The organism is Priestia sp. HNGD-A6 (assembly GCF_045784335.1).
Taxonomy (GTDB): Bacteria; Bacillota; Bacilli; order Bacillales; family Bacillaceae_H; genus Priestia; species Priestia zanthoxyli.
This window is the reverse complement of record NZ_CP138621.1, coordinates 4,052,190-4,070,358: the sequence shown is the minus strand read 5'-3', so window position 1 is coordinate 4,070,358 and position 18,169 is coordinate 4,052,190. Positions and strand designations below refer to the sequence as shown.

The window sequence follows — 18,169 nt, the reverse complement described above, 5'->3', positions numbered from 1 at the left end:
AAAGAAGGAATTCGTTTATGGATGTTTCAATTGTTTTAACGATGTTAGCCGTCGGACTGATCTTAGGATTTGTCGGAGCAGGCGGATCAGGTTTTATTATTTCAATTTTAACGCTGCTGTACGGCGTATCTGTACACGTTGCACTCGCAACGGCTCTTACCGCAATGATTTTCTCTTCTTTATCTGGCGCCGTCAGTCATTACCGTGAAGGTAACGTATCTTTAAAATCCGGTATCTCTGTTGGTATCCTCGGTGCATTAGGCGCTTGGATTGGGTCTAACCTTTCATCCTTCATCCCAGAAGGCGAGCTAAAATGGCTCACAGCCGGCATGCTTTTATTATCTGGTGTTTTACTTTGGCTGCGAATGTTTTTATTTTCCCGTCAGCAAAAAGAACGTACTGTTCCAACAGGAGCTAAATTTGTCGTCTACTCTTTACTAATCGGCTTAATTACGGGCGCTCTGTCCGGAATGTTTGGAATTGGCTCAACTCCATTTATCCAGCTTGGCCTTATGATGGTGTTAGGCTTGTCTATTCGCCAGTCCGCCGGAACGACGATGCTCGTTATTATTCCGATTGCAATTGGCGGAGGAATGGGCTATTATCAGCAGGGCTTTTTAGATATCCCGCTGTTGATTCAAGTAGTTATCGGCACAATGGTCGGTTCATATATTGGAGCAAAATTTACAAATCGTGTACCTGCTCCCGTATTAAAAACGTCCCTTGTAGCGCTGCCTATTTGCTCTAGCTTTCTCCTTGTTATATAAGAAAAAAGCTTGAACTCTTGTTCAAGCTTTTTTTATGTTCATCTGATAAACAAACTGCTTTCCTTGGCTTCCAAAAACATGCCGGTCTGTATCGACAAAGCCGCATCGTTTGTATAGGTGCTGCGCCGCCGTGTTTTTATGGTTCACGCCTAGCACCACTTTATTTTTAGTGCGAAAGTGATGGTTGATAAAAGAAGGAAGAAGTTTCAATGACTTTTTGCCAACTCCCTTTCCTTGATAATCAGGATGAATGGAATAAGACCGTATTAAAAGCGCGCCGGATCCCTCGGTATATTCTTTAACGGCTTCCCCTGCGTCGAGCACGAAAAAGCCGGCTAGTTTGTTTTCTGCCAAAATCAAAACGGGCGTTCTATCTCTTTCCTGCTTACACTTAGCTATAGCTTCAGCGGGAAGTGCCGTGTAAATGAGCTGCTCTTCAGGCAGCGTATAGCTATATAGGTGACTCGTAGGCTTCACTATAAAACGTTAAGGCTACGTTTTCTTTATTCTCCATTTTCTGCTGGACTCCTTTTCTTTTTCCATAGTATAACATGCACAAAAAAAGCCGCATAAAGCGGCTTTTCCTTTATCTAGCGTCGGATACAACGGTAAAGCGTTCGTTTACATGCTCTCCTCGCTCAATTTCATCAATAACTGCAATGGCGTAATCCGCATAGCTGACATGGCTGTTTCCTTCTGAGTTTAAAATAACATGATCTTTCCCTGTTTTATAAGCATCCGTTCGTTTTCCTGAAGGATTAAAAAATGCTGCTGGGCTAATGAACGTCCAATTAATATCGCTTGTACTTTCTAAGTCTTTTAAATTTTGGGCTTGGTTGTCAGCTGTCGCTTTGTACTCTTTTGGAAAATCAGGCGTATCTGCTAGACGCGTCGTTTTCTCTTCATCTACAAACAAACTTCCTGCTCCTCCTACAACAAGAAGACGAACGTCCGGAGCTTGTTTAAATACATGAATTAACGATTGCCCCGCTTCTACATGCAGATGTTCCTTTCCTTCAGGAGCTCCAAACGCATTCACTACCGCATCGAAACCTTCAATATCGTTTGCCGTAATATCGAAGATGTCCTTTTCCAGTGTACGAACATCCTTTTCTTCTACTTTGCCCGCATTACGTACAATTGCCGTCACGTCATGCCCGCGATTTAAGGCTTCTTTCACGATAAAACTTCCTGCTTTTCCTGTAGCACCTACAACTCCAATTTTCATTTTATAACCTCCAGTAAAATTCTCTATATTTAGGTAATAGCCTTTTTTTGCTATGATAAAACACAGCAAAACGGTTTAAGCAAGATAGAGAGAACAAATTGGATAAATGAGTTAGTATGGATTACTTTTAACACCGAGGTTAATTCCCGTGCAAGGCTTCGCTTTCCGCGGGCGGCCGCTGAGCCTCTTCGTCACTTACGCTCCTGCGGGGTCTCACCTGTTCCGCCAACTAACATACGTTTCTTCCAGTCTCTTTTGAAAAAATAAATGAGTGCTTATTCAATTTCAATAAATAACACGTGAGCCATAGAGTGAATCGATTTAATCAATTCTACTTTATTCCCTTTCTTTTTTGCCTTTCCTTTTATTTCAACAAAATAGAGCAGCTCACCTTGATGATGATCTTGGTGAATTTCGTAAGACGAAATCATAATATTTTCTTTTTCAATCTTATCAAGCAGCTCATAAATATCCTCTTGATTTGCTGCACGAAACTTAATTAAAATGGAATGAGTAGAAAGAGATGTAAACATTACGTTCAATATTTCTAAGCCAATCAGCACTAATATAGTTGCGCTAATGCCGACTGTATACATACCGGCCCCAATGGTTAAACCAATTCCCGACGTTGCCCATACGCCTGCGGCTGTTGTGAGCCCTCTAATATGCTGCTTTTGAATAATAATCATACCTGCTCCTAAAAAACCAATACCGCTTACTACTTGTGCGGCCACCCGGCTCGGATCAAGAGCCATATGATCTTGATGAAGCACATCTGAAAAGCCATATTTCGAAATTAGCATAATCAGCGTGCTACCGACAGCAACTAAAAAATGAGTGCGAAACCCCGCTTCTTTTGCTCTAAACTCTCTTTCTAAACCAACCAAAGCCCCTAACAAACCTGATAGGGCTAGACGACTAATAAAAGCTGCGGTCATTTTTTCCCTCCTTTCTCTTCACTTTTTCACAAATGCACCTATTAACTATTTCTATTTTTGTTATAATTTACTATAACTAATTTTTAAAGTGGAGGCTAATCAAAGTGGATAAAGTTATCGATTATTACAGCAGATTTGATGAGTGGGGACGGTTAGAACGAGAACCTATTGAGTTTCAAGTAAACTGGCATTTTATAAAAAAACACCTTCCTCCTAGGGGCCATATTTTAGATAACGGTGCCGGACCGGGAAGATATGCCTTGAAACTAGCAGAAAACGGCTATGAAGTAACTTTAACTGATTTGACACCGCAGTTGGTTGAAAAAGCCAAAGAAAAAGCTTTAGAACAGCAAGTATATAATGTATTTCGTAATTTTCACGTGGCAGATGCACGAAACCTTCACTATTGTTCAGATGAACAATTTCATGCGGCATTAATGCTTGGACCAATGTATCATTTACAGAAGAAACAAGACCGTATTCAAGCCGTTCGAGAGCTGTATCGGGTAACAAAGCCAGGCGGAACTGTTTTTATTTCATTTATGCCGCGCGTTCAGCACCTCATTTCTTCTTTAACATCGCCGGAGCGTTTAAAACCAAACAACACGGCAAAAGCGCTTCATGATTTTTATGAATCAGGCTGCTTTAATCATGCAGAAGAAAGGCGATTTACTCACGCTTATTACACTAAAATTGAGGATATTATTCCGTTTTTAAAGAAGCATGGATTTCGATGCATCGAGCTGATTGCCTCTAACGTTGCCTCGTCAGTTAATTCAAAAGAGTGGACGTACTGGCAGGAAACTTCTTCTGAAGAAATGAACAACATCGTTCAGCTCCTTATTCAACAAGCATCGAACCCTTATCACCTTGGACTGTCTTCTCACTTACTTTATATCGGGCGAAAAAATTAATAATCACCTCTATTTATCATAGAATAAATAGAGGTGATTATTAATGAACCGTTTATTCAAATGGAGTACAAGCATTTTGCTATGTTTTATGTACTGCTTTTTGATTCCCCCTCCTTCTTATGCAAGCGGTGACTATTACTCTTCCTATGCAGAACTGCAGCAGCACGAAATTCTTCACCAAGACTACGACATTCGCTACGAGCAGCGCTTTAGCTATTTATCCATTATGGCCATTCACGGCGGCGGAATTGAACCAGGTACATCAGAAGTTGCCAAAGAACTCGCTGATCGCTTTTCTGCTTCTTATTATTTATTCGAAGGCATCAAGTCCACTAACAATGGAGTTCTGCACATAACCTCAGAAAACTTTGACGAACCGATTGCTAGAGGAATGGCTCAGCAAAGCATGTCCGTTTTGACGATTCACGGCTACAGCGGCAGTCAGCCTATCGTGTATATAGGTGGAAAAAATCAGCTTTATAAAGAGCTGATGAAGCAATCACTGCGCAAAAACGGCTTTACCGTCCGTGACGCTCCTTCTAACATAGCGGGAACAAGCGAACAAAACATTGTGAACGATAACCTGTTAAAAGCCGGCGTGCAGCTTGAACTCACAGCCGAACTAAGAAAATCATTTTTCGCAAACCATGACTGGTCAAGAAACAACCGCATGAATGTAACACCTCTTTTTTATACATTCGTATCTTCCTTACAAGAAGCATCCTCTTCCTATCAAACTTTCCTTTACCTACAGATCCACTAATTTTCAAAAATTCTCGATTTCCAGACAAAAAAACCAGCGCAGTCTGTGTAATCAAACGCGCTGGTTTTTATCTATTTCTCTCGCTAAAATAGATCGTTTAAAGCCTTTTTGCTCAAAAAATTCTTTGATTTCACTTGGACTTTGATAAGAAAGTCTAATCACATAGTAGTTAATATATTCAATCCAAGCAAACGCGTAAAGGCCTAGAAAAAAAGCAAGTCCCTTAACCCCTAACTGCATATAGTGGTAAATGAGTACACCTAAACCTAACGTAAGAAGAATTTTATTCATTTTTTTAAAAAGCAGAAACAACTGAATGTAGCTGGAGGGCAAATGAGAATCTTCTTTTCGGCTCACCCGCCTCCATTTCATAAACCAGTACAAGCTTCCTTGAAACAGGATAAACTCAAGTATAATAAAAGCATACACACTTGAAAACGTTGTTAAATAAAAAGCCAGATGAGAAAACTCATTTAAGTACCCTATCCACAGCGCAGCAAACAGTAAAGCTGCCGTAAGCTCCCCTGTCCATAAACCAAACAATTTCCGCTTTACTTTCATAGAAATCCCCCCAGCGTACCTCTCAATCCTTCTGTTCAAACCAAGCTTTAAACAGCAGGTTTACACCTGTTTTTATTTCTCCATCAGACAGTCCTGCAAATCCAAGCAATACATAGGGCGTGTTGCTTTCACCCGCACTATGATAATAAATAGATGTTGGATAAATCGTTACCCCTTGTTTGGCAGCTGCTTCAATTAGTTTCTGTTCACTCATTCCTTTTTTTACCTTAAGAAGAATATGCAAGCCAGAATGTTCTCCAATAACATCTACACGTTCTCCCATAATAGTAGTCAAACAATCTAGCAGCAGCGCTTGTTTTTTACGGTATGCTGTTCTCATTTTATTCAAGTGACGTTCCCAGTGCCCTTCTTTCATAAACAGAAAAAGCGTATGCTGATGAAGCCTTGAAACAGGCTGTTTAAAAAGTCCACAGTGTTTCATATAACTTGTAAGAAGACGGTGTGGCAGCACGGCATAACTTATTCGAAGAGAAGGCATCAACGATTTTGAAAACGTACCCGTATAAATAACGCGATCGTCTTGATCTAATCCTTGAAGGGCCGGAATCGGTTTTCCTTTATAGCGAAATTCCCCGTCATAGTCATCCTCTATGATATAGCCATTCGTTTCTGCCGCCCACTCTAATAGTTCAAGTCTTCTTGCTATCGGCATGACCATCCCAACAGGAAATTGATGAGACGGCGTAATGTACACCGCATCCGCTCCGCTTTCTTTCAGTTCCTTCACTTTCAAGCCAGAACTATCAAGAGAAATAGGGACGACCGACATGCCTTGTTCTTGAAAAACGTGCCTCGTTCGGTGAAAGCCTGGGTTTTCGAACCCAATTATCTTTTCTTTTCCTAGAATGACAGAAAGCAGCCACATGAGGTACTGTGTACCTGCACCTATCACAATTTGCTCCGCTGTGCAGCGCACTCCTCTTGAATGATAAAGATACGCTGCAATTTCTTGACGAAGAAGCAGTTCGCCCTGTGGATGTCCGCTATAAAAAAGCTGGCTTTCATCATGATAAATTGTTTGAACCGTTAGCTTTTTCCACGTGTTATACGGAAATTTTTCTACGTCTACCTTTCCATGGCTAAAGTCAATGACAGTTGATTTCCCTTCTTCTTGCGGTAAAGAGACATAGGCGGGAGGCTGTTTTTGAAGCACGACTTCATTTTTTATCTCTTTTACAAATGCTCCTTTCCTGGCTAGTATCTCGATATAGCCTTCAGCTTCTAACTGTACATAAGCCGCTTCAACCGTATTTTGGCTAATGCTTAAATGAAGAGCTAACTTTCGTTTAGAAGGCAGTTTTTCATGAGGCGGAATGGTGCCTTTTTGAATTTGTTTTTTTATGTAAGTATAAAGCTGCATGTATAAGGGATCTGCTTTTCTTTTATCGAGCAAAGGCATTAACTCTAACATGATGTTCTTTCCTTTCTAACTGACACTATTAAATTTACTGTTTCTGACACTTATTCTCAGTTCAGATTCTTCATATACTGGACTATATCTTATAAATCAAGGAGATGACACAATGACCATTACTTACAAAACCAACGTCTCAATCCGTGCCGAACAAGCTGCTGAAGTGTTTGTATATTCAGGTATTAAACGTCCGGCACAAGATCTTGATCGGATTCAAAGAATGCTTGATCATGCTTCCCTTACCATTACCGCTTGGAAAGACAGCGAACTCATTGGCATAGCCAGAGCGTTAACAGATTTTAGCTACTGCTGCTATTTATCGGATTTAGCTGTCGTAAAAGACTATCAAAATCAAGGAATTGGCACACAGCTCATCAAGCACGTTCAATCAGAAATCGGTGAAGAAGCCGCGCTCATTTTACTTTCCGCTCCTTCTGCTATGAACTACTATCCAAAAGTCGGCTTTCATCAGATTGATAATGGGTTTAAAATTGGGAGAATTCAATAGATAAAAAAGATAAAAAATTCCTTTTATTACTAAACTATTATTATTTTACATCTTTTTGATATGATGTTACAATATTCAAAGATTAAGGCTATGATACTTCTTCCTTCTCATCCAACTCTTAGAATTTAGAGGTATCGCTTTCCTTAATCTATTAACTTAACTATACATATATTCAAAGTCAGGAAGCACAGCGCCTGGCTTTTTCTGTGCAAATCATACATGGTGGTGTTTGAATGAAAAACGATATTTTTTTAAGAAGACAGTCTAAAGTAATTGTGAAGCAAGGATCAGATATATTACCCCCTGCTTATGTAGCTTCCATGTTAAAAAACATTGAGGCATTAGGATTTACAGCTTCAACTTCTTTAATTGATCGGTTACTCACTCTTCCGTTCTACGAATTTATGTCTTTTTATGAGCAGCTTCTCTTATCTTTAAAAAGACTTGTTGGCGCTCATGTCAAATATAAACCGATGTATCCTAACTTTCCAAACGAAGTCATGCAAGCTTCCGAAGCAGAACTATACATAAATGCCGTACTTCACTATCTGACTGGGGTTTTACCAAACAGTGAAAAACAAGATGTTTTTCCACTGTTAGATACTACAGATTTACGGATTATTGACCTCGGAACAGATGAAGAATTTGACCTTATGATATGCCAATTAATTGGTGCAAATACCTCATTATCGCAAACGGATCGAGCAGACATCGAATGGTCTCTTATCAATTTACCGGCATTAGATCTACTTCCAGCAGTCATTCCTCAAAAAGAAAATGCTGCATTTGTTAGCTCAGTGTTAATTAAGACAAAAAAACTACCTATTGATGTCTTGTCTTCTTATTTTAAAACAGCAACAGATGTCTTACGTTTGGCAACCGCTTTATCTGATGGCGATATTAGTCTTTCATCACCCACTTTATTTAAGAAGTTTAGTCGTTTTGAACGCCGAAGCTTGTTGCAGCTGCTAGAAAGCACTCCAAACGTAGAAGAAGATATGTTTCGTTATAAAGTAAAGTGGATTCGTTTAGGTGAAATTTTACATCCTGGAGAATACAAACATCGATTTCCTCATGCTGCTAAAGGATTCGATACTGTTCGGAATCATAAAAGACCATTGACGTTCTATAGTAAATTAGAGAAAGCACTCGAGCAACAAGACGTCTCAAAAGCAGTTTCACTTTTAGAAAAACGTCCAGGTGACTTTGCTAGACGAATTGACCATTTGCTGCGCTTATCTACTGGGGAACAAGAAGCTGCTTCTATTATTACAGCATTTGCAGCGGTCGCTCATCACGTCTCTACGCCAGTACTGCTTCAGCTCTATTCACATATGAAACATCGACATCATAGACAAGATATGCGCGTAGTGTTTCCAAAAGGGAATGTGTCCAAAGTAATGGCGCTTGATAATCCCTTACCCTCTCTTCGTAAAAATCTTTGTGATGGTGTAATAGATGCATGCAAAGATGCTTTACATGACCGTTTTGCTAAGTTGCCACCTCTTGGAAATGTATGGCTTGATGAACGTTTGCGTGAACAAACTATACCGTTTTCACAGCGTTCAAGCAGCAAAACATTAAAAACGATTAGCAGGGGAAGTAAATTAACAATTCCTGAAGGCGATACGCTTCGTTTTTTCATTTGGTGGAAAGAAGGCTTTGCAAATGGTGAACATACCGGTAGTGTAGATATTGATTTATCTGCCGGAATTTACGATGAAAACTGGCAGTATAAAGAGCATATTTCTTATACAAACTTATCTTCAAAAAGCTTCAAAGCTTTTCACAGCGGAGATATTACATCTGCTCCTAACGGGGCATGTGAATTTATTGACTTGCATATCCCTACGATTCTAAAAAAAGGCGGCCGTTATATATTGATGAACGTTTATTCATTTTCTGTCCAGCCTTTTGTTATGCTTCCCGAATGTTTTGGAGGATGGATGATGAGACAGCACATAGAGTCCGGCGAGATATTCGAACCTTCTACCGTACAAAATAAAGTAGATCTTGCTAGTGATTCCACCATCTCCATCCCTTTAATTTTTGATTTACAAGAGCGAAAATTAATCTGGACGGATATTTCGCTGCATCACCATGTTGAATTTGAAAATAATCTTGAACAAAACAATGGTTCGGTCTCTCTTATGGGAAAAGCCATGACAAAGCTGTTAAAGCCAACGCTTTATGATCTTTTTTCATTTCACGCACAAGCTAGAGGAACACTTGTCCATGACAAACAAAAAGCTGACACTATTTATTCGCTTGATGAAGGTGTTACTCCTTATGATATTGAAACAATTATTGAAACCTACCTAAACTAATTATTTATAGGAAAGTAAGAACAAATAAACGAAAAGACCTCTTTCCAAGAAAGAGGTCTTTTCGTTTACTTCACTAGCTTTTGCTCAGTCCCAGCTGAACCTTGACTTCGTTTATGAAATCCTTTTGCGTAGTACGCGATAATAAGACCGATAAACCATAGTGGTCCGATAACAACTGCAATTCTTGTATCTGGATTGTACGCCATAAGAACAACCACCAGCGCTAGGAACGCAAGTGACACATAAGACGTTAACGGAAATAAAGGCATTTTGTATTTTAACTTTGCCTCTTCACCTTTTTTTAGCGTTTTGCGATACTTAATTTGAGAAAGCAAAATAATTCCCCATGTCCAAATCGCACCGAATGTTGCAATGCTTGTTACCCACGTAAATACTTTGGCAGGCACAATGTAGTTTAACGCTACTCCGACTAATAACGCACCCGCTGATGCTAAAACAGCTTTTCCAGGTACGCCGCCTTTTGTCAGCTGACCGTATCCTTTTGGAGCTTCTCCGTGCTCTGCTAAGTTAAACAGCATACGGCCTGTACTAAAAATACCGCTGTTACAAGAAGAAAGAGCTGCTGTTAGCACCACAAAGTTAATAATGCCTGCCGCTGCTGGAATCCCGATTTTTTCAAATGTTAATACAAACGGGCTTCCCTGTGAACCAATTTCTTGCCAAGGATAAATTGACATAATGACAAATAATGCACCAACGTAGAAAATAAGAATACGCCAAAAGACCGAATCAATCGCTCTTGCTAGAGATTTTTCTGGATTTTTCACTTCTCCCGCGGTAACGCCGATCATTTCAATTCCTAAATATGCAAACATAACCATTTGCAGCGACAGTAAAATACCTTTGAATCCGTTCGGGAACAGCCCGCCGTTGTCCCATAAGTTTTTAATACCCGTCGCAACGCCGCCGTTCCCGATTCCAAACACAATCATTAATAATCCAACGGCAATCATTAACACAATCGCTAAAATTTTAATAAGTGCAAACCAAAATTCCAGTTCACCATATGCCTTAACAGCTAAGAAGTTAACTGTTGTCATGATGACAAGCGCCGATAACGCCCAAATCCAGTTTGGTACATCCGGATACCAATATCCCATATAAATACCAACGGCTGTAATTTCAGCCATACATGTTACAACCCATAAAAACCAGTAGTTCCAACCTGTTAGATAACCAGCAAGGGGCCCTAAATAGTCGCGCGCGTACTTGCTGAATGAACCTGCAACAGGTTTTTGAATCGCCATTTCTCCAAGTGCTCTCATAATAAAAAACATAATCATTCCGCTAAATCCGTACGCCAATAATATTCCCGGCCCTGCTAATTTAATAGCAGATGCAGATCCAAGAAACAGCCCTACCCCTATGGCTGCTCCTAAGGACATCAGCGTCACATGTCTTTCTTCTAACCCGCGTTTCAATTCTTTCCCCTGAGTTTTCCCCTGCATAAACGTCTCCCCTTTTTCCAATCTGTCAAAACGAGATGAATACAGCTTTTTGTTAGCGCTTTCATATAAATTTATGCTAAAAGTCAGCTAGGCTGTATATTTGTATTCTATCACCTTTCTCTCCCTTTTCTTTTGTCGAAAAACAAAAAAATTATCGTATCATTTTGTTTAAACGCACAATTAGACGTAGACACTGCTTTTTTACTATGTATTTATTATCGCACCTAAGTAATAGTATTTTTTTTAAAAATAGAAAAACGCCGACTCAACTCCGTCAGCGCATCGTTCATTTTATGCTTTTTTATAAAACTAGCATTTATCTCGCGGGTTCAAAAGTTTTACAGCCAGGTTCTTCCGTTTCAGAAACATGGTGACTACTTTCAGGACTCACAACGTAAATGGACTCTGCACTGCATTTATTTCCCGATTTCCAATACATGCACTCATTCACTTCACATAATACACCTTGGGCCACTGTTATCCCTCCTTTTTTTGTCTTATCTATTTACTACCCGAAATAGAACGCTTCTAACATTCACATGCAAAAAAACCGCTTGTTTATCAAGCGGATCCTTTTACTGCGTGTGTTCAACATACTGTTTTTTAGCTAAATATAATTCACGACTCAGCGTGATCCGCCGTTCTCTCAAGTTCCTTAATTTAACTTGAAACTGTTCATTAGTTGGCTCTTCTTGAATTAAGCGATACGTAAAAGAAATATCTTCATTTAACTGTTTAAAATCTTCCCATATTTCTTGAACGAGTGCGGATTGTTTGTCTTCAAATGAACGATTTTGCTTCTTTTTTAGCGCGGCTAAAATTTCCTGCTGCCACGTTTCGTCTTTTAGTTCTTTTGCTAACAAGTATAGATCTAAATAATCATCAACGCTTAGCGCCTGTTGTGTATTTTTCAATGTCATCACCTTTTCTATACGAAATGTTTCTTCCTAAGAAGAGGATTTCATCATAGAAAAAGATTCCTCTTCTTATCTGTCAGAGCTAGGCTATGCTGGAATTAGCACCATTCAATAATTGTGGTTGCTGAGGCTTCAAAGGGCCAGTCCCTCCACCTCTCTAGATAAGAATATTTCGTTTTTAAATTATTTCTGACTATTCTAATATGTTTTATATGTTATGTCAATAGCTTTTCAATAAAAAGAAAAAAGAAGTAAAATATGGTATGCTTTCATAAAGGATGGTGAGCACATGAAACGATATATGTTATCTGCTTTTTTGGGAAGCTTGCTGCTGCTTCTTAGCATTGCTTTTTCATCTACTTTCCATATTGCAATTGTCAAAACAACCGGAAGCATTGGAGGGATTATTTTAGCAGCGGCGGCTCTGATTATGAACGCACTTGAAGATCCCCCCGCCTCAGATCATACAGGTAGAGGAGCTGTTGAAGTACTAGATAAAGGCGCCGTTTGGGCTACTTATTTACTTTTACTTTCATTACCGAACCTCATCGCATGTATAACATCTTATGTTTTATGGACTCGCTGACATTCACCAACATTACGGACGTTTTGCCACCTGTAGGCTCATTGATATTTGTTTATCTACAAATCCAAGTTCACGGTACACATGCTGTGCAAAATTCCCAGCATGAACGCTGAGTCTGATTTCAGGGTATCCTTTGATAGACAATTCATCAATTGCTTTTTGCATTAACGGCTTGGCTAGACCTTGCCCGCGGTATTCTGGTAAAACATATAACTCGTAGATAAAGCCAATTTCTGCTTTTGAAAAGAAGTCGGCAGATGGACCGACAAAAACCCAGCCTGCAAGTTTATTTTCTTGTCTAGATACTAAATAATAACACCCTTTTTCAAGGGCATTATCAATTAGTTCATTTACGCGTTCAGTTGACGGTTGAAACTGATGCGTTGTTCCTTCAAACAGCGCATCAGCAGATTTCGTCCGAATTTCCTGTATTTCTTCTTCAGTAGCTTTTGCAATCATCACAATCTCTCCTTTCGTGTTCGTTTTCCACATACAGAGATAAATTCCTGCAAAAAAAAGTCTTCGCCTAAGCGAAGACTTTTATTTAAATTCAAAATGTTCTTGATGGTTGCCTTGTTCATCCGTCCAGTTAATCATGATGTCTAAGCCTGCCGCTTTTCCAGGAACAGCAAAATTGGCATAGCGAAAACGCTGACCGCTTTTGCTTAAGTTAGACCTTTCAATAGGAGAAAACAAGCTGTATTTCGCCTTATTTTTTCCTTCGTGCCGAAAAGCTTGGACCTGCACACGCTCTACGTCTTTTCCAATGTTTTCAACGGTTAATCCATATGTATGATAGACGTTATTTTTCCACTTTAGCTGATTATCTCCCGTCATGCTCGCTTTTGTCAGTTCGACCGACCATTGTTCAGATGATTTCTTCATTGGAAGTTTCTCAATCGAAAGAGCGCTGACATGAATGGTTGCAAAAGCAAGCCAAACAAAACAAAAAGTGCTGACTGTATAAAGTAGTCTTTTCATAGATTTTGATCTCCTTAGAAATTTTAGTAGTAGCATCTCCTATTACCTTAAAAATTATGATAAACACTTTAACAAAAAAGCCTCTCCATTCAGGAGAAGCTTCTTAATTAATGCATCAGCAAATCTTTTTGTGTGTCTAACGAGTGTTTTGTATATAAATCTCTTTCAATCGCATATTTAGGACGCTGTTTCACTTCGTTGAAAATCTTGCCAATGTATTCTCCGACAAGACCTATTCCCATTAGCTGCAGGCCGCCTACAAGCCAAATTGATAAAATAAGAGACGTCCAGCCAATTTGCGTATGATCTAAATATTTTTGAATCAGCGCATAAATGCCAAACAAAATACTAAAGAGAAACGAAGCTCCTCCAAGCAGCGTCAGTAAGCGTATAGGTGCTACGCTAAAAGACGTAATCCCGTCAAATGCAAAAGCGAGCATTTTCTTTAGCGGATATTTTGACTCACCCGCCGTCCGTTCTTTGCGGTCATATGTGACTTCCGTGGAGCGAAATCCTACTAATGGTACAAGGCCCCGCAAAAAGACGTTTCCTTCTTTATATTTCATGAGTTCACCAAGAGCACGTTTGCTCATAAGGCGAAAATCAGCGTGATTTTGAACGAGCTGAATTCCTAGCTTGTTCATAAAACGATAAAACCCTACTGCCGTGGTTCGTTTGAAAAATGTATCGGTTTCTCTGCTGTCTCGAACGCCATATACAACTTCATACCCAAGCCAATATTTCTCTACAAAAGTACGAATGACGCTGCTATCATCTTGCAAATCCGCGTCAATGGAAATGACGCAGTCAGATTGCTTATGAGCTACTTCTAGTCCTGCAAGCAAAGCATTTTGATGTCCTACATTTCGCGCTAACTTTAACCCTTTTACAAACAAATTGCTGCAGCTTTCTTTTTCAATAAGCGACCACGTGCTGTCTTTACTTCCATCGTCTACAAATAAAATGGTACTTTCACTTGATACAAGTCGTTCATTAATTAGTTCTTTTACTACAGTAGTTAATTGAAAAGACGTCTCTGTGAATACTTCTTCTTCGTTGTAGCATGGAACCACGATCGTTAAAATAGGTCTGTTCATGTTATTGCCCCCTTACTTTGCTTCATATACATACACTTTCCAAGCGGACTGTTTATCGTTAAATGCTTTTAAAAAGTGCAAACCGTCGCTTTCAGCATTTTCAATTGGCACAGCTGAAAAAATATAGCGACCGCCCATTTTCTTAAATTGGCTGATATTAAGCTGCAAATGACGGATTTTTTTCGTTGAGTCTTTTCGGTAATCATATTTTTTCCCTAGCTCACTAACAAACACATAGCAGCGATTGCCCCAATGATCATAGTAGCTTTCTAGTTTTTTATTTTTATCAAGCTCTTTGGCAATAATTTTGCGAAACTCATGTTTATATGTTAACGGATAGAAGTTGTTATACGTATCTAGCGTATAAAAGCCGTTATACTGAGCAATTGATGGATGAAGCCCTATGCTCGCTACGCGATAAGATGATTTAGGTTTTCCAATATATCTGCTTATTTCATCAAATTGATGCACAGCATAAAATTCTTTGACTGAAGGCTCGTGATTGTAGCGATAGTAAAGTTCAGGATTTGCTATAAATAACACAAGCAGCTGTAAAATCAAACATACCCACACAAACTTTTTCCACGCCTTGCTCCTTTTCCATAAAACATAGCTGCCAACGGCAAACATCAAATAAATAATGAGCGGGCGTAAAAAGTGAAATCTAGCAAAGTTGAACGTATTAAAAAGCTGATATTTTTCTTTTAGCGGCTCCCATCCTTTATAAAACCAAAACGCATACCAAATCGACAGTAGTAGATTAAGAATAAATAACTGCAAAAACGTTTTTTCAAGCTTTTCCTTGCGATTTCGAGCAACAAACCACAATACGACAAAAGAAAGCGGTAAAATGACAAAAGTATGAAGCGTCATTACATGCGTATGCCCGAGCGTATAGTTCTTCAAAGCAAGGCGAACGGAATGTCCAAAGCTTAGAGTAGAGCTTAAAAATTCATTTCGACTCGTCGGGGCCTCCGGAAATAAAAGCGAATCAACAAGCCGGTATTCAATGAGCAGAAAGACAGCAGTCATCGCTGCAATACTGCTTAAAAAAGGAATATTCCACGCTCGTTTTTTTACTACGTCTCTTAGCCATAGCAGCCCCATCGCTGCTAAAAAGAAGAAAAACCCGAGCACAAAGCTCGCGTAAAACGGGAGCAGTAAAAGTGTAAGCCATTCCTTCCACGTTCCTTCGCGGTTTCGAATGGTTAAAAACGCCCACAGCGCCAGCGGCTGTCCTAATGTACTCAGCATGCCCGAAGGCCAAAATGGCGTAAGTGCAAAAGCAAGCGATACAAGCACTCGAATCGCATACGCATCCTTGCTTTTAATAAAATGCTTTTTTAATAATAAATACATTCCAATTAAAGCAAATACGCGCGTGATCGTTTGACTCAGGCTGTATGCAAGCATGGTCGGGAATACACCATACAGCCACTGAATACCGCTAAATTCTGTTCCAAACGTATTCCTCGGCAATCCGTTAATAATTTGAGGTAATACGGCATGACTGGAGCCAAACAGCTCTCCGCTTCGATGCAGAACTTTATACCACGTAATATTTGAGTCTAAATTATCATGCACGCGTATATGTGAATTTTCCCCAAGCAAAAACATAGGAGATACATACGCAAGCAGCAAAAGGAAAGCGATAATAAGCAATGTTTTTTCTTTATTCATAGCTGTTTCTTTCTTCATCTGTTAACACCTATTTCCATTTCATAATGACTAAAAGCTAATCGTGGACGACTGCTTCTTTTTTTGTATTAAATACAAAGTATTTTTGACCCGTATAATTTAAAAGCGTATACAGACCTGTTCCAATTAATATACCGACGTCTTTTTTGAACGGACGCACCGCAACAGGAAGTTGATGCAATAACCAGCTGGAGAACTGCAGTCCAATATAGTAAGACAAGCCGTAGCAAATACCAATAACTAAAATAAAACGCAGTATGCTTTTTGATAAATGAACTCCGCTTTTAAACGTAAATATTCGATTTAACACGTAGCTGACGACTGCCCCCGCTGCATTGCCGACGAACGTCGCTATCCAGTAATGATGAAAGATATGAAGCAGCACATACATAATGGAGAGACCTACTGTTGTATTGACCAGTCCCACTACTAAAAAACGTACAAAAGATCCTTTCATATAAACTCCTTTTGATTTTGATACTTTCATAAAAATTACATATTATGACTTTAAATACAGTTTCAGTGTAGCAACTCCACTTAAAAATCTAATGAAAATAACATTAAAAACAGATGAAAAAAAGCTAAAAGAATCAATAAAAATCAGGATTCTTTCAGCTATTTAGTAGAGCCTTCAATCATTAATTTTTGATCGCTTTGATTATCAAACGCATCCACTGCCGCTACTTCTATTTGATACGCAGTATGAGGCTGCAAACCGGATAACGGAAGACTTAAAACATCCGGAACAGGATCGCTGTAATATTGAGAAAATGCATTATATGTTTTGACCACTTTTCCAGTTTCTTTATTTTTGACGGTAATGCGATAAGAATGAACCATCAGATTATCCACCGCTTGCGTAAACTGGATATAAAGCTGATTTGCTGAAGCTTTTTCTTGTATAACAGAAATAGTAGAGCTTGGAAGAAAAATCGGTTTTACTAAATCTCGCTCATTCGTGTAGTGAAATTTTTTTGTATCTGCAGGTATGTCAATTTCCCACGCTTCTCCCGTCCACTTATTTGCGTGAAAATCCCGCCTTTTAACGACTACTTTTCGATTATAAACCTCTACAAGAAGACCTTGACTCACATCTCGGTAGCCAGGAGGAAGTTCACCTTGTAAATATCCAGCACCAGGCCATATATACCGAACAGAAGACGTTGCAAGAGAAGTGAAATCTCTTTGAAAAATAGTACGAGGGTCGTCCAACGGATGGTGGGTATGACCAGAAAACGTAATGACCTGCGGATAAGGTTTTAACGTATTGTAAAGAAGCTGTTCATTCACTTCTATCCCCCATCTGTTTTTCCCGTACAATGTATTGTTAATAGGCTGATGAATAAAGACAAAAATCGGTTTTTTAGGATCATCTCGCTTTGCTATCTTCAACTGTTCAGCAAGCCAGTTAATTTGTTTGATTGAATAATCACCGGCGGTCAGACGGCTTTCTGTTCCAAGCATGATAAAATGATATCCTTTTATCACTTGATGAAAGTAAAGAGACTTCATTTTGGTTTTAGATAAAAAACGCTGCTGCGCTTGCTGATTGGTTACACTGTCCCGGTATTCATGGTTGCCAATTGTAAAAAGAGACACGGCCTGCGACTGTTTATTTTGATTATAAATAGAAAAAAAGCGATCGTATTCTTTTAACGCGCCTGTGTCGGCCAAATCTCCTACGACTACAAATGCATCTTGTTTCGGTGCCTGTTCATTTAATTGCGTTAATGCATGTTGAAAAGTACGCAAATCAAGCGTTCCTGTTTCCTTAATATGAACATCACTGATCACAGGAAAAACTAGCTTTGGTTCGATGTATCCGCTTCGTCCGCTCTTCTCTTCAGCTCGTACATTTAAGGTAATCCCGCATATAAGAACACTTATTAATACTAAAGCGAGCCAGTCTTTTTTCAGCGTTTCCATAAAACCGCCGAGCATGATGCTTCCTCCTTCCTTCACTGCTGCGTCTCAGTCATT

At 39.3% G+C, this 18,169-nt stretch carries 20 protein-coding genes and 1 riboswitch; of the genes, 6 read left to right on the top strand and 14 right to left on the bottom strand.

All coding sequences use genetic code 11. The features are described from left to right. Positions 1 to 17: 17 nt before the first annotated feature. Positions 18 to 767 carry a sulfite exporter TauE/SafE family protein gene (locus SCI76_RS20785; protein ID WP_328175183.1) on the top strand — a complete coding sequence of 250 codons (750 nt, stop codon included), beginning with the start codon at positions 18 to 20 and terminating at the stop codon, positions 765 to 767. Between the two features lie 21 nt (positions 768 to 788). Here SCI76_RS20785 and SCI76_RS20780 read toward each other — a convergent pair whose 3' ends face one another. The 3 genes from SCI76_RS20780 to SCI76_RS20770 all read right to left on the bottom strand — a co-directional run bounded on the left by SCI76_RS20780 (position 789) and on the right by SCI76_RS20770 (position 2,933). Next, positions 789 to 1,244 carry a GNAT family N-acetyltransferase gene (locus SCI76_RS20780; protein WP_407544237.1) on the bottom strand — a complete coding sequence of 152 codons (456 nt, stop codon included), beginning with the start codon at positions 1,242 to 1,244 and terminating at the stop codon, positions 789 to 791. A 109-nt stretch (positions 1,245 to 1,353) separates the two neighbouring features. Next, a complete protein-coding gene (locus tag SCI76_RS20775; protein ID WP_063248334.1) occupies positions 1,354 to 1,995 on the bottom strand; it encodes an NAD(P)-dependent oxidoreductase in 642 nt (213 codons plus the stop codon). 275 nt (positions 1,996 to 2,270) lie between these two features. Continuing rightward, positions 2,271 to 2,933, bottom strand: coding sequence for an MgtC/SapB family protein (locus SCI76_RS20770; RefSeq protein ID WP_028415061.1), 663 nt, complete (start codon positions 2,931 to 2,933; stop codon positions 2,271 to 2,273). A 104-nt stretch (positions 2,934 to 3,037) separates the two neighbouring features. Here SCI76_RS20770 and SCI76_RS20765 point away from each other — a divergent pair, with 104 nt between their 5' ends. Together SCI76_RS20765 and SCI76_RS20760 are read left to right on the top strand one after the other, a co-directional pair. After that, positions 3,038 to 3,847, top strand: coding sequence for a class I SAM-dependent methyltransferase (locus tag SCI76_RS20765; RefSeq protein WP_063248335.1), 810 nt, complete (start codon positions 3,038 to 3,040; stop codon positions 3,845 to 3,847). Positions 3,848 to 3,890: 43 nt separating this feature from the next. After that, on the top strand, positions 3,891 to 4,610 hold the full coding sequence (locus SCI76_RS20760) for a poly-gamma-glutamate hydrolase family protein (RefSeq protein WP_063248336.1): 720 nt from the start codon (positions 3,891 to 3,893) through the stop codon (positions 4,608 to 4,610). A 51-nt stretch (positions 4,611 to 4,661) separates the two neighbouring features. On the opposite strand, the gene SCI76_RS20755 is transcribed toward SCI76_RS20760, so the two are convergent. After that, positions 4,662 to 5,171, bottom strand: a complete 510-nt coding sequence (locus tag SCI76_RS20755; protein WP_034270643.1) for a hypothetical protein — start codon at positions 5,169 to 5,171, stop codon at positions 4,662 to 4,664. A gap of 22 nt (positions 5,172 to 5,193) precedes the next feature. After that, the gene (locus SCI76_RS20750) at positions 5,194 to 6,603 is read right to left on the bottom strand and encodes a PLP-dependent aminotransferase family protein (RefSeq protein ID WP_063248338.1); all 1,410 of its coding nucleotides are present in this window, start codon (positions 6,601 to 6,603) and stop codon (positions 5,194 to 5,196) included. 112 nt (positions 6,604 to 6,715) lie between these two features. On the opposite strand from SCI76_RS20750, the gene SCI76_RS20745 reads away from it, so the two are divergent. Together SCI76_RS20745 and SCI76_RS20740 are read left to right on the top strand one after the other, a co-directional pair. Next, positions 6,716 to 7,114 (top strand): GNAT family N-acetyltransferase, encoded by a 399-nt coding sequence (locus SCI76_RS20745; RefSeq protein ID WP_048019923.1) that lies wholly within the window; start codon positions 6,716 to 6,718, stop codon positions 7,112 to 7,114. A 233-nt stretch (positions 7,115 to 7,347) separates the two neighbouring features. After that, a complete protein-coding gene (locus SCI76_RS20740; RefSeq protein WP_028415067.1) occupies positions 7,348 to 9,441 on the top strand; it encodes a TerD family protein in 2,094 nt (697 codons plus the stop codon). A gap of 65 nt (positions 9,442 to 9,506) precedes the next feature. On the opposite strand, the gene alaP is transcribed toward SCI76_RS20740, so the two are convergent. The 3 genes from alaP to SCI76_RS20725 form a co-directional block, all read right to left on the bottom strand. Next, positions 9,507 to 10,910 (bottom strand): alanine permease AlaP, encoded by a 1,404-nt coding sequence (alaP, locus tag SCI76_RS20735; protein WP_028415068.1) that lies wholly within the window; start codon positions 10,908 to 10,910, stop codon positions 9,507 to 9,509. 316 nt (positions 10,911 to 11,226) lie between these two features. Then, positions 11,227 to 11,385, bottom strand: coding sequence for a DUF1540 domain-containing protein (locus SCI76_RS20730; RefSeq protein WP_016765258.1), 159 nt, complete (start codon positions 11,383 to 11,385; stop codon positions 11,227 to 11,229). A gap of 100 nt (positions 11,386 to 11,485) precedes the next feature. Next, on the bottom strand, positions 11,486 to 11,830 hold the full coding sequence (locus tag SCI76_RS20725) for a hypothetical protein (protein WP_407544236.1): 345 nt from the start codon (positions 11,828 to 11,830) through the stop codon (positions 11,486 to 11,488). A 63-nt stretch (positions 11,831 to 11,893) separates the two neighbouring features. Next, positions 11,894 to 11,995, bottom strand: a riboswitch (SAM riboswitch). A gap of 121 nt (positions 11,996 to 12,116) precedes the next feature. Here SCI76_RS20725 and SCI76_RS20720 point away from each other — a divergent pair. Then, entirely contained in the window at positions 12,117 to 12,413 is a 297-nt protein-coding gene (locus tag SCI76_RS20720) for a hypothetical protein (protein ID WP_155007701.1), read from the top strand. A gap of 12 nt (positions 12,414 to 12,425) precedes the next feature. On the opposite strand, the gene SCI76_RS20715 is transcribed toward SCI76_RS20720, so the two are convergent. From SCI76_RS20715 to SCI76_RS20690, 6 genes are all read right to left on the bottom strand, one after another. Next, positions 12,426 to 12,872 carry a GNAT family N-acetyltransferase gene (locus SCI76_RS20715; RefSeq protein WP_028415070.1) on the bottom strand — a complete coding sequence of 149 codons (447 nt, stop codon included), beginning with the start codon at positions 12,870 to 12,872 and terminating at the stop codon, positions 12,426 to 12,428. An 81-nt stretch (positions 12,873 to 12,953) separates the two neighbouring features. Beyond that, entirely contained in the window at positions 12,954 to 13,394 is a 441-nt protein-coding gene (locus SCI76_RS20710; RefSeq protein ID WP_028415071.1) for a hypothetical protein, read from the bottom strand. 107 nt (positions 13,395 to 13,501) lie between these two features. Further along, on the bottom strand, positions 13,502 to 14,491 hold the full coding sequence (locus SCI76_RS20705; RefSeq protein WP_155007700.1) for a glycosyltransferase family 2 protein: 990 nt from the start codon (positions 14,489 to 14,491) through the stop codon (positions 13,502 to 13,504). A 12-nt stretch (positions 14,492 to 14,503) separates the two neighbouring features. Further along, positions 14,504 to 16,189, bottom strand: a complete 1,686-nt coding sequence (locus SCI76_RS20700) for a DUF6044 family protein (protein WP_047749965.1) — start codon at positions 16,187 to 16,189, stop codon at positions 14,504 to 14,506. A 37-nt stretch (positions 16,190 to 16,226) separates the two neighbouring features. Further along, a complete protein-coding gene (locus tag SCI76_RS20695; protein WP_048019919.1) occupies positions 16,227 to 16,646 on the bottom strand; it encodes a GtrA family protein in 420 nt (139 codons plus the stop codon). Positions 16,647 to 16,804: 158 nt separating this feature from the next. Beyond that, positions 16,805 to 18,130, bottom strand: coding sequence for a metallophosphoesterase (locus SCI76_RS20690; protein ID WP_033579882.1), 1,326 nt, complete (start codon positions 18,128 to 18,130; stop codon positions 16,805 to 16,807). Positions 18,131 to 18,169 lie beyond the last annotated feature (39 nt).